Here is a 10,300-nt window from a genome sequence, read left to right as displayed (position 1 = left end):
GCAACTCTTCACAGAACGTGTTCCGGTACGGCACGAAACGCCAGCACGGCGTTGCTGCCCCCGAAGGCAAATGAATTGGAGATGGCGGCCTTGAGCCGCACACCGCGGCGCCCCTCCAGCACATGGTCCACCCCTTCGCAGGCCGGATCAAGCCGGCCTCTCAGGTGGGCGGTGGGAGGAATGGCCTGCTCGCGCAGGGCGAGCACGGTGGTGACGGCCTCGATGGCGCCGGCGGCGCCCAGCAGATGACCGTGCATGGATTTGGTGGCACTCACCGGCAACGCAGCGGCCTGTTCGGCGAACACCGCCTTGAGCGCGCCGATTTCCACAGGATCGCCTTCGAGCGTGGCCGTGCCGTGGGCGTTGATGTAGCCGATGTCGGTCGTCTCCAGCCGGGCGTCGGCCAGCGCCGCGCGCAGCGCGCGCACCTGGCCACGGGCGTCGGGCCGAACCAGGTGGCTGTGGTCACAACTGTTGCCATACCCGACGATCTCGCCCTGGATCTGCGCTCCGCGCGCCACCGCGTGGTCCCAGTCTTCCAGCACCAGGGCCGCGCCACCCTCCCCCAGCACCAGGCCACGCCGGTCCTGCGCGAACGGGCGGCAGGCAAACGCGGCGGTGTCGCCATTCCCTGGGGCCATGACGCGCATGGCTTCCCAGGCGCGTGCCACGCCATAGGCCTGCGACACATCGGAGCCGCCGGCCAGCATGACCGTGGCCTCCCCCGAGCGCACGCGCCGGAACGCCTCGCCGATCGCGATGGTGGACGACGCGCAGGCCGCGGTGTGGCTGGTGCTGACACCGCCCAGCCCCAGCTGAATGGAAATGTGCGCATTGACCGCGTTGTTCATGCCCAGCACCACGGCCAGCGGCGACAGGCGCTCGCGGCCCTTGATCCACATGTCGCGGTAACCCTTTTCGTAGGCCAGGATGCCGCCCAGTGCCGTGCCCCAGATACAGCCCCAGTTGTCGCGCGCACCCTCTTCCAGGGCCTCGCGCGCGAGCCCCGCGTGGTCCCAGGCGGCAAACGCCGCGGCCACGCCGAGTTGCGAGAACCGCTCCATCATCAGGGCCAGGGGCTTGCCCAGCGCCTTTTCCGCGTCAAAACCCGGACAGCCGACAAACGGAATGGACAGGGGACGCGGAACGTCGTCGGTCACCAGGTGGCGGACCGCGGACTCACCGGCCAGCAGCCGCTGGAAAAAATCGTCGAGCCCGCCGCCGTAGGGACTGACAATGCCAAGGCCCGTGATGGCCACGCGCCGGGCACTCATGAGGCCGAGGCTTTGGAGGCGAGCAGCGTGTCGATCAGGGCTGTCATGTCGCCGACCGTGTTGGGCATCTGCAGGTCGGAGGGGATCGAGATCGCGAACCGATCCTCGGCCTCGAACATCAGTTCGGCCAGCATCAGCGAGTCCAGGCCCAGATCGACCAGCTGTGCGCCGGGAACGATGCTTTCAGGCGCGGTGCCCAAGCGGTCCTGGAGGAATTTTTGTATCAGTTCAGTCGAGTCCATTGCATATACGTCATGCGAGGCACTGCCGCCCCTGTCCCTGGCAACGCTGCGGCCCGCTGTCGCTCAGCCCGTCTTGCAGCGGTCTTTCCGGTGTGCAGCACACCAGGAAGCCGAGCGCGTTTATCCTTGAGCGATTGTACATCCCGGAAATATTCCACCGCCCGGGGCAGTTATGATGCATTTCCAATGCCCCATGATCAAACAATGGATCGTGAGCACCTTTGTATTCAATGGGCAAAGCCCATTTGACCTGAAATTGAATGAAACCGAACAATGGAATTAAGCTGGCACCGTGAGTTTGCAAAGCGCCTGATCATTCTCTGGCCCCTCAAGTCATTGGGAACCACGGCATTCATGACGCTGTTTTTCTGGGCCTATTTCACGATTCTCAACAATCCCACACAAACACCGGTGGTCGTGCCGGCCATCTGGCTGGACCACTGGATCGGTTTCGTCCCGGCCGCTTTCCCGATCTACGCCTCGCTCTGGGTCTATGTATCGCTGCCGCCCGCCTTGATGAAAGACCTGCGCACCCTGCTGCTTTTTGGCCTGTGGATCAGCTTGCTGTGCCTGTTCTGCCTGGCCATATTCTGGGCTTTCCCGACCCGCACGCCCGATTTCGGCATTGACTGGAACGATTACCCCGGATTGGCCATGATCAAGGGTATTGATGCCTCCGGAAATGCCTGTCCATCATTGCATGTGGCCTCGGCGGTATTTTCGGCATTCTGGCTCGACCGGATATTCCGGGAAATGAATGCACCCCGGCTATTGCGCTGGATCAGCGCCGTGCATTGCATTGCCATCATCTGGTCGACCATTGCAACTTTGCAACACGTCGCCATCGATGCGCTCAGTGGCGCGGTCGTGGGTCTGGTCTTTGCCGCCGCATCGCTGTATCCGGGTCGCAAACGCCAGGGCTTGACCCTGGCGTGATCGCGGATCTTCAGTCCCGCAACAGGTGCAGCACCTCGGAGCGGAACTCCCGGCTGTAGAGGATCGCCACCACCGCCAGCGTGCCCAGCACCATGGCCAGCGGTGAAACGAACCAGGCCAGCGCCGCGAACGAGAAGTAGTAGGCGCGCAAGCCATCGTTGAAGGTTTCGGCGGCAGCGCCGACCATGGCGGCCGCCCGGTCGGCGTACTGCTGGCGGTCGAACTTGCCCGACTCGAAATCCGCCGGCGGCGGCATGGACCCGATGATCAGCGCCACGAAGGTGTACTGCCGCATGCACCAGGAAAAACGAAAGAAGGCGTAGACGAAGATCGCCACCAGCACCAAGATTTTGAACTCGAACACCACCAGCGACGTGGTCTGGGCGAACGGGATTTCGCTCATCAGCTCGGTGGCCTTGTCGGTGGTGCCGAGCAGGGCAAACAGGCCCCCGATGACCAGAATGGAGGTGGACGAGAAAAACGAGGGCGTGTGCGAGAGCGTTTGCGTGATGAGGCCGTCGAGCATGCGCGGATCGCGCGCGGTGGCCTGCAGCATCCAGTAGGCGCGGTAGCGGTTGGTGGTGACCAGCAGGGACGCGCGGCTGCGGCCCCGGACGCGCGCAAACCACGCGTAACCGACCCACAGCGCAAAAAACCCGACCAGCGCCAGCCAGTCGGCCCAGGGAATGATGCTGAGAACCTTCATGCACCGATGGTACGACGGCTCCGGTTGCCTCAGGCCTTCACGAACCTGGCTGCGGTGGCCGCCACGCGCTGGCCAAACAGGCGCGCGGTCTCCAGGTCACCGGGCAGCATCTCGTTGGCGCTCGCGTCGGAGGGGCTTTGTGCGATCGCGCCGCTGTACGACACCAGGTAATTCACGTCGTTGCGCTGGGCGGCCTTGGTGTTGCTGGGCATAAGGCCCTGGCTCACCCAGATCATGCCGTGCTGCATGGCCAGGGTGAACAGGTAGTGCAGCGTGGACAGCTTGTCGCCGTTCATGCCCGCGCTGTTGGTGAAACCGGCCGCGATCTTGTCTTTCCATTGCTGGGAAAACCAGGGCTTGCTGGAGGCGTCGGCGAATTTCTTGAACTGCCAGCTCACGCTGCCCATGTAGGTGGGCGAACCCATGATGATCGCATCGGCCGCGGCCAGCGTTTCCCAGCCGCCCTCGGGCAGATTGCCGTCGGCGTCGATCGCGATGAGTTCGGCATTGGCGCCTTCGGCCACCGCTTGCGCCATGCGCTGGGTGTGGCCATAGCCCGAGTGGTAAACCACGACAACTTTGGACATCTGAAGCCTCCTGAAGGAATGCGCGGCATGTTGAGCATGCCGCGCGGGTTGGAAAAAACTGCGAAACGGTGACGGCTCCCGGCCTTTCAGCCCTTGCGGCGCCCGTCCAGGCTGAACGCGCCGGCACCAAAGGCCACGAAGGCGAGCAAGCCGCCGGTGATGGCGACGTTCTTGAAGAACATCAGCTGCTGCATCATCTGCTGCTCGGCCGGCAGGGACCAGTAAGCGTGGAAGAAGAAGCTGGCCACCAGCGTGAACACCGCCAGGGCCAGGGCCGCCCATCGGGTGCCCAGTCCGATCAGCAGCGCCAGGCCGCCCAGCAACTCGATCACCAGTGCGGCGGCCACGCCCACCGTGGGCATTGGCATGCCCATGGAGGCGGCGTACCCCACGGTGCCGGAGAAGCCGGCGATCTTGCCGAAACCGGCCGGCACAAACAGCACGGCCAGCAGGATGCGGCCGATCAGGGCCAGGGGGTTTTGCAGGGATGACAGCATGGAAGCACTCCTCAGGTAAAAAGTTGAAAAAGAACGGGACGGGATGTCAGGACGCGAGATCGAACACCAGCACCTCGGCGTCTTCGCCATGGGCCAGCGAGAGAAGGCTGTCGCCGGCCAGCACCGCGGCGTCGCCGCCCTGCAGACGCTGGCCGTTCACATCCAATGCGCCGCGCACCAGGTGCACATAGGCTTTGCGCGCGGGCTTGAGCGAAAGTTCCGCCGCCTCGTCGCCATCGAACAGGCCGGCGTACATGGCCGCGTCGGCGTGGATGGTGACGGAGCCCTGGGCGCCATCGCCGGAGGCCACCAGGCGCAGTTGGCCACGCTTTTCCTCATCCGCAAAACGCTTCTGCTCGTAGCCGGGCTCGATGCCCGTCACGTTGGGCTCGATCCAGATCTGCAGGAAATGCGTGGTGCGGTTGGGCGCGTGGTTGAACTCGCTGTGCATCACGCCGCGGCCAGCGCTCATGCGCTGCACCTCACCCGGCGGGATGGCCTTGACGTTGCCCATGCTGTCTTTGTGGGCCAGGCTGCCTTCGAGCACGTAGCTGATGATTTCCATGTCGCGGTGGCCGTGCGTGCCGAAGCCGGTGCCCGGGGCGATGCGGTCTTCGTTGATCACGCGCAGGTTGCCCCAGCCCATCCAGGCCGGGTCGTAGTAGCCCGCGAACGAAAACGAGTGGTGGCTCTTGAGCCAGCCGTGATCGGCCTGACCACGTTCCTGCGAGCGTCGAATCTGCATCATGGTGTCGTCCTTTCATCTGGGTGAACCAGCGGCCACCTCGAGGTGGTGGGCTGGCATGAATGGATTGTGGGCGCCCGACCCCCCGTGCGGTTTGCATGGTTTTGATGGCATCATTCAAACCAATTGAACCATTGACCCCCAAAAAGCCATGGCCAGCCCGACCCCGCGTTCCGCCCTTTCGCCCGAGAACCTGGGCCTGCTCGAAGCCGTGGCGCGGCTGGGCAGCATGGCCGCGGCCGCGCGCGAACTCGGCATGGTGCCCAGCGCCCTCACCTACCGCGTGCGCCAGATCGAGGACGCGCTGGACGTGTTGTTGTTCGACCGCAGCGCGCGGCGTGCCCAGCTCACCCCCGCCGGGGCCGAACTGCTGCGCGCCGGCCAGTACCTGCTCGATGAGCTCGACGCCGTGGCCCAGCGGGTCAAGCGTGTGGCCACCGGCTGGGAACCGCAGCTCACCATCGCCGCCGACGCCATCATTTCCCACGCCACGCAGTTCGAACTGTGCGAGGCCTTCTACGCCACCGGCGCGCCCACGCGGCTGAAGCTGCGCGCCGAAACGCTCTCGGGCACCATGGAAGCCCTGCAAAGCGGCCAGGCCGATCTGGCGCTGGGTGTGTTTGCCGAAATCTCGCTGCCCGAGATCCAGACCGCGCCGCTGGGCCCGTTGCGCTTCGTCTACGCCGTGGCGCCGCACCACCCGCTGGCCGCCGTGGAACACCCGCTGTGCGACGACGACCTGCGCCACCACCGCGCGGTGGCCGTGGCCGACAGCACCGTGCGCGGCGCGGGCCAGACCTACAACCTGCTGCCCGGCCAGGAGGTGCTCACCGTGCCCACCATGCGGCACAAGCTGGAGGCGCAGCTGCGTGGCATGGGCTGCGGCTTCCTGCCCCAGCCGCTGGCACAGCCCTACATCACCGCCGGGCTGCTGGTGGTCAAGACCATGGCGCAACGGCCCCACCACACGATCCGCCTTGCCTACGCCTGGCGCCGCCCGCGCTCGGCCGCCGACACCGGCCAGGCCCTGCGCTGGTGGCTGGACCAGTTGCAGCACCCGACCACCCGCGCCGCCCTGCTGGAAAACCACCACCTCACTTGATCCAGACGGGGCAGCCGGCAGCGGCAGGACTGATAAAGTCAGGCATCCCATCCATCCACCGCACACGAGCCATGAACAACAACAAGACCAGACGCTCCAAAGCCTCCTCCACCGCTGCGGCCGCACCCGCGCCCAAGGCACCCCGCCACATCGCCGTGGTGGGCGCGGGCATGGCGGGCGTGGCCTGCGCGCGCACTCTGCTGCAAGCCGGGCACCGCGTCACGCTGTTCGAAAAGAGCCGCAACCTGGGCGGACGCATGGCCACCCGGCGCACCGAGTTCGGTGGTTTTGACCACGGCACGCAGTACTTCACGGTGCGCGACAAGCGCTTCGCCACCGCCTTGCTCCCGGCACAAGATGTGGTGCGCCCCTGGAGCGCCAACACCGTGCGCGTGCTCGACGCGTTTGGCCACGTGCTGGCCAGCGCCCCGCCGCCCACCGAGCCCCATTTCGTGGCGGCGCCCGGCATGAGCGCCCTGGTCGAGCACTGGGCGCAGCCCCTGGTGCACCCCGAACTGCATGGCAACCTCACCGCCCGCACCTTCACCGGGACCCGCGTCACCCACATCGAACGCGATGTGCTGAACCCCGAGCAGTGGCAACTGCGCGCCGAAGACAGCGACGGCGGTCAGAACGTGCTCGGCGGCTTTGACCAGATCGTGCTGGCCATGCCGCACCCTCAGGCCCACGACCTGCTGCTGGTGTCGGGCCACGCCCCCACCCTGCGCCAGAGCCTGGCCGGTGTTCAGGTGGCGCCCTGCTGGACGTTGATGGTGGCCTACCCCAACGCCATGCAGCCCGGCCTGCCCCACCTCGGCCCCCAGTGGAACGCCGCGCGCAGCACCCACCACCGCATCAGTTGGCTTGCCCGCGAGAGCAGCAAGCCGCGGCGCGAGCCCATCGAACGCTGGACCATCCAGGCCAGCCCCACCTGGTCGTCCAAGCACCTGGAAGACGACGAAGAGCGCGTCAAGGCCAAGCTGCTCAAGGGCTTTGCCGAGATCACCGGCATCCGCGCCACCCCGACCCACGCCGAGGCGCACCGCTGGCGCTTCGCGCAAACCCAGGTGCCGCTGGGCAAGCCCTACGCCTACGACAAGGCGCTGGGCATCGGCCTGTGCGGCGACTGGTGCCTGGGCCACCGGGTGGAAGACGCCTTCGTCTCCGGACTGGAACTCGCGCTCGCAATGATTTGACCCCCCCTGCGCCGCTGCGCGGCTTCCCCCCCGGGGGGACCAAACCAGCGGTCCGGCGAAGCCAGTCCCGCGGTGTGTGCTGGCACAGACACGCGCTCCGAGTACATGGCTTTGTCGGTTGCTTCGTCCTACCGCGGGCGCTTCGCGCCCTCCCCCACCGGCCCGCTGCATGCGGGCTCGCTCGTCGCGGCGCTGGCCAGCTGGCTCGATGCCCGCGCCCATGGCGGCGTGTGGATCGTGCGCATCGAGGACGTGGACACCCCGCGCTGCGTGCCCGGCGCCGACCGGTTCATCCTGCAACAGCTCGCCGCCTGCGGTCTGGTGAGCGACGAACCCGTGATCTGGCAGTCGCAGCGCGGTGCGCCCTACCAGCAGGCGCTGGACGCGCTCATCGCCAGCGGCCGGGCCTACCCCTGCGGCTGTTCGCGCAAAGACATCGAAGCCGCCCTGCGGGCCCGGGGACGGGTCCGCGAGCGCCACCACGCCGCGGTCTACCCCGGCACCTGCCGCCCCGAACACGGCGGCCTGCAGGGCAAGACAGCGCGCGCCTGGCGCTTCTGGCTGGACGCCAGCGCCAGCGACGTGGCCTGGACCGACCGCCGCCTGGGCCCCCAGACGCAGAACGTGGCCACCGAGGTGGGCGACTTCGTCCTGAAACGCGCCGATGGCCTCTGGGCCTACCAGCTCGCCGTGGTGGTGGACGACGCCGCGCAAGGCATCACCCAGGTGGTGCGCGGTGAGGACCTTTGCGACAACACCGCGCGCCAGATCCTGCTGCAGCGCGCGCTGGGTCTGCCCACGCCGGGTTATCTGCACACGCCCCTGGTGCTGGGGGCCAACGGTGAAAAGCTCAGCAAACAAAACAGTGCCCAGGCCCTGGATCTGGGCGATCCGGTGGCGGCGCTGACCCGGGCGGCCGCCCACCTGGGCCTGCCCGGGTCGGGCGGCAGCGTGGACCAGGTGCTGGCGTCCTGGGTCGGGGCGTGGGCGTTCGGCGCTGGCTCCGCAGGCGTGTGAAGACAAGGGGCTCAGCGGAGCGCAACGCCTTGTAACGATGGGCTAGACTGGCCCGCAGTGCACGGCCAGCTGGGCCGTCACACCCCGTGTGCGACCGGAGCCCCTGAATGAGCAAGACCCCCACCGCAGCCACGGACCCGATCCTGGCCACCAAAGACGTCTCCACCGTCACGGCCTCGGGCGAGCGCAAGCAGCGCCTGATCGCCGACGTGGTGGTGCGCCCCGCCATCACCCACGAGGACGAACGGGGAGAGATCGTGGAGATGATGAGCCGGGCCTGGGGCTTCCACCCGGCCCCCTTGCACCATGTGTACGCGTCCATGATCCGCCCCGGCAAGGTCAAGGGCTGGGTCTATCACAAGATCCAGTCCGACCGCATGTTTTCCCTCTCCGGGTTCGTCAAATACGTGCTGTGGGACACGCGCCCCGACTCGCCCACCCACGGCCTGATCAACGAGATCTACCTGACTGAACGCAACCGCGGCCTGCTGCTGATCCCGCCGTACGTGGTGCACGCCGTGCAGAACATCGGCCTGGTCGATGCGGTTTTCGTCAACATGCCGACCGAACCCTACAACCACGAGAACCCCGACAAATACCGTGTGGCGCCGGAGAGCGTGCCCTACAGCTTCGACAAAGGACACGGCTGGTGAACCTGGCACCAGCGCCCACCTTCAGCGTCATCGTCGCCACCTACAACTGGAGCGCGGCGCTGCGCCTGGCGCTGGCTTCGGTGCTGGAGCAGACCGAGCGCGACTTCGAGCTGCTGGTGATCGGCGACCACTGCAGCGACGATAGCGAAGCGGTGGCGCGGTCCTTGGGCGACAGCCGCCTGGTCTGGGTCAACCTCGAACACAACTGCGGCAGCCAATGGGGCCCCAACAACACCGGCCTGGCCATGGCCCGGGGCCGCTACATCGCCTACCTCGGCCACGACGACCTCTGGGCGCCGGGCCATCTGCGGGCGGCCCGCGACACCTTCGAGCGCACCGGGGCCGACGTGGTGGCGGCCGTCTGCCTGCTCTACGGCCCCCCGAGCTCGGGTCTGCGCGCCGTGACCGGTTTCTTTCCGAACGATCGCTTCACACCCCGGCATTTTTTCCCGCCCTCGTCCCTGCTGCACACGCGGCAGATCGCGCGGGATGTCGGCGGCTGGGTGGGGCCCGACGAGGCGCGCGTCGCGGTGGACTATGAGTTCATTGTGCGCTGCCACGAAGCCGGTGCCACCTTCGCCATGACGGGCCAGCTCTCCGTGTTCAAGTTCAACGCGGCCTGGCGCAGGAACGCCTACCGGCGCCGCGACGTCGGTGAACAAAGCGCCTGCCTCGCGGCACTGCGCGAGGACCACCAGGCCCATCTGCGGCGGGAACTGACCACCGCCCTGCGCGCGGCCAGCGAAGACCGGCTGCTGCGGGTCGAGACCCCCATGAACACCAGCGACAAGGCCAGCGCGGGCGCGGTCCTGAACCAGACCTTCAAGGGCTCGCACCACTGGGGCGACGCCAGCCACTGCCGGCCGGTCGATCGACCGGTCCGGTTTCCGTGCGTCAACGAGAACGCCGGCTACGAGTGGCATTCGCTCGAACAGGACGGCAACGGCTCGGCCTTTCGCTGGAGCGGCCCCGCGTGCCACTCGGCACGGGTGCTGCCCGTGCGCGTCGACCGGCCATTGAAGCTCACGCTCCAGGTGATCCACGAGATCCAGGCCGGCCTGCTGGCCGCGTCGCGCCTGAGCGTGAACGGCCGCACGGTGGAGGCCGACCACCGGCCCGCCGAAGCGGGTGGTTTTCTCTGGACCGCGCACATCGCCCCGGACCAACTGCCCGACGGGGAACGGGCTCCCCTGCTGCTCACCCTCTCGGTGCCCACCACCCACCGCCCGATCGACCTGGACATCAACAACGACCGGCGCTGGCTCGGCCTGGCCATCGGCTGGATCGAGGTCGAACCCGCCTGACGGTGGCGATCCACGCCACCCCGCCACCTACAATCTGGCAC

At 67.2% G+C, this 10,300-nt stretch carries 12 protein-coding genes; 6 read left to right on the top strand and 6 right to left on the bottom strand.

The features are described from left to right. Positions 1-8: 8 nt before the first annotated feature. Positions 9-1,274: a beta-ketoacyl-[acyl-carrier-protein] synthase family protein gene (locus AC07YZ_RS08760; protein ID WP_494794464.1), complete on the bottom strand. Its 1,266-nt coding sequence runs from the start codon at positions 1,272-1,274 to the stop codon at positions 9-11. Next, entirely contained in the window at positions 1,271-1,516 is a 246-nt protein-coding gene (locus AC07YZ_RS08755) for an acyl carrier protein (protein ID WP_494794463.1), read from the bottom strand. The genes AC07YZ_RS08760 and AC07YZ_RS08755 overlap by 4 nt, the downstream gene beginning before the upstream one ends. 354 nt (positions 1,517-1,870) lie before the next feature. Here AC07YZ_RS08755 and AC07YZ_RS08750 point away from each other — a divergent pair, with 354 nt between their 5' ends. Next, positions 1,871-2,452: a phosphatase PAP2 family protein gene (locus tag AC07YZ_RS08750; protein ID WP_226493553.1), complete on the top strand. Its 582-nt coding sequence runs from the start codon at positions 1,871-1,873 to the stop codon at positions 2,450-2,452. A 10-nt stretch (positions 2,453-2,462) separates the two neighbouring features. On the opposite strand, the gene AC07YZ_RS08745 is transcribed toward AC07YZ_RS08750, so the two are convergent. The 4 genes from AC07YZ_RS08745 to AC07YZ_RS08730 all read right to left on the bottom strand — a co-directional run bounded on the left by AC07YZ_RS08745 (position 2,463) and on the right by AC07YZ_RS08730 (position 4,990). Beyond that, positions 2,463-3,158 (bottom strand): DUF599 domain-containing protein, encoded by a 696-nt coding sequence (locus AC07YZ_RS08745; protein WP_226493554.1) that lies wholly within the window; start codon positions 3,156-3,158, stop codon positions 2,463-2,465. Positions 3,159-3,187: 29 nt separating this feature from the next. Then, a complete protein-coding gene (locus AC07YZ_RS08740; RefSeq protein ID WP_226493555.1) occupies positions 3,188-3,745 on the bottom strand; it encodes a flavodoxin family protein in 558 nt (185 codons plus the stop codon). A gap of 86 nt (positions 3,746-3,831) precedes the next feature. Next, positions 3,832-4,242 carry a DoxX family protein gene (locus AC07YZ_RS08735; protein WP_494794462.1) on the bottom strand — a complete coding sequence of 137 codons (411 nt, stop codon included), beginning with the start codon at positions 4,240-4,242 and terminating at the stop codon, positions 3,832-3,834. A gap of 46 nt (positions 4,243-4,288) precedes the next feature. After that, positions 4,289-4,990, bottom strand: coding sequence for a pirin family protein (locus AC07YZ_RS08730; protein ID WP_494794461.1), 702 nt, complete (start codon positions 4,988-4,990; stop codon positions 4,289-4,291). A 148-nt stretch (positions 4,991-5,138) separates the two neighbouring features. On the opposite strand from AC07YZ_RS08730, the gene AC07YZ_RS08725 reads away from it, so the two are divergent. The 5 genes from AC07YZ_RS08725 (at position 5,139) to AC07YZ_RS08705 (ending at position 10,259) form a co-directional block, all read left to right on the top strand. After that, the gene (locus AC07YZ_RS08725; RefSeq protein ID WP_494794460.1) at positions 5,139-6,089 is read left to right on the top strand and encodes a LysR family transcriptional regulator; all 951 of its coding nucleotides are present in this window, start codon (positions 5,139-5,141) and stop codon (positions 6,087-6,089) included. 71 nt (positions 6,090-6,160) lie between these two features. Then, positions 6,161-7,285, top strand: a complete 1,125-nt coding sequence (locus tag AC07YZ_RS08720; protein WP_226493559.1) for an NAD(P)/FAD-dependent oxidoreductase — start codon at positions 6,161-6,163, stop codon at positions 7,283-7,285. 105 nt (positions 7,286-7,390) lie between these two features. Next, the gene (gene gluQRS / locus AC07YZ_RS08715; RefSeq protein ID WP_494794459.1) at positions 7,391-8,302 is read left to right on the top strand and encodes a tRNA glutamyl-Q(34) synthetase GluQRS; all 912 of its coding nucleotides are present in this window, start codon (positions 7,391-7,393) and stop codon (positions 8,300-8,302) included. A 107-nt stretch (positions 8,303-8,409) separates the two neighbouring features. Continuing rightward, positions 8,410-8,955: a dTDP-4-dehydrorhamnose 3,5-epimerase family protein gene (locus AC07YZ_RS08710; protein ID WP_494794458.1), complete on the top strand. Its 546-nt coding sequence runs from the start codon at positions 8,410-8,412 to the stop codon at positions 8,953-8,955. Beyond that, a complete protein-coding gene (locus AC07YZ_RS08705) occupies positions 8,952-10,259 on the top strand; it encodes a glycosyltransferase family 2 protein (RefSeq protein ID WP_494794457.1) in 1,308 nt (435 codons plus the stop codon). Before AC07YZ_RS08710 ends, AC07YZ_RS08705 begins: the two co-directional genes overlap by 4 nt. The last annotated feature ends 41 nt before the right edge of the window (positions 10,260-10,300 follow it).

This window comes from Hydrogenophaga sp. GW101-3F08, from assembly GCF_059424585.1.
Note: the sequence above shows the minus strand (reverse complement) of the source record. Positions and strands in the feature narration are given on the sequence as shown.

Coding starts and splice junctions, on each gene's coding strand:
- AC07YZ_RS08760 (WP_494794464.1), bottom strand. CDS start 1,274: ATGAGTGCCCGGCGCGTGGCCATCACGGGCCTTGGCATTGTCAGTCCC.
- AC07YZ_RS08755 (WP_494794463.1), bottom strand. CDS start 1,516: ATGGACTCGACTGAACTGATACAAAAATTCCTCCAGGACCGCTTGGGC.
- AC07YZ_RS08750 (WP_226493553.1), top strand. CDS start 1,871: ATGACGCTGTTTTTCTGGGCCTATTTCACGATTCTCAACAATCCCACA.
- AC07YZ_RS08745 (WP_226493554.1), bottom strand. CDS start 3,158: ATGAAGGTTCTCAGCATCATTCCCTGGGCCGACTGGCTGGCGCTGGTC.
- AC07YZ_RS08740 (WP_226493555.1), bottom strand. CDS start 3,745: ATGTCCAAAGTTGTCGTGGTTTACCACTCGGGCTATGGCCACACCCAG.
- AC07YZ_RS08735 (WP_494794462.1), bottom strand. CDS start 4,242: ATGCTGTCATCCCTGCAAAACCCCCTGGCCCTGATCGGCCGCATCCTG.
- AC07YZ_RS08730 (WP_494794461.1), bottom strand. CDS start 4,990: ATGATGCAGATTCGACGCTCGCAGGAACGTGGTCAGGCCGATCACGGC.
- AC07YZ_RS08725 (WP_494794460.1), top strand. CDS start 5,139: ATGGCCAGCCCGACCCCGCGTTCCGCCCTTTCGCCCGAGAACCTGGGC.
- AC07YZ_RS08720 (WP_226493559.1), top strand. CDS start 6,161: ATGAACAACAACAAGACCAGACGCTCCAAAGCCTCCTCCACCGCTGCG.
- gluQRS (WP_494794459.1), top strand. CDS start 7,391: ATGGCTTTGTCGGTTGCTTCGTCCTACCGCGGGCGCTTCGCGCCCTCC.
- AC07YZ_RS08710 (WP_494794458.1), top strand. CDS start 8,410: ATGAGCAAGACCCCCACCGCAGCCACGGACCCGATCCTGGCCACCAAA.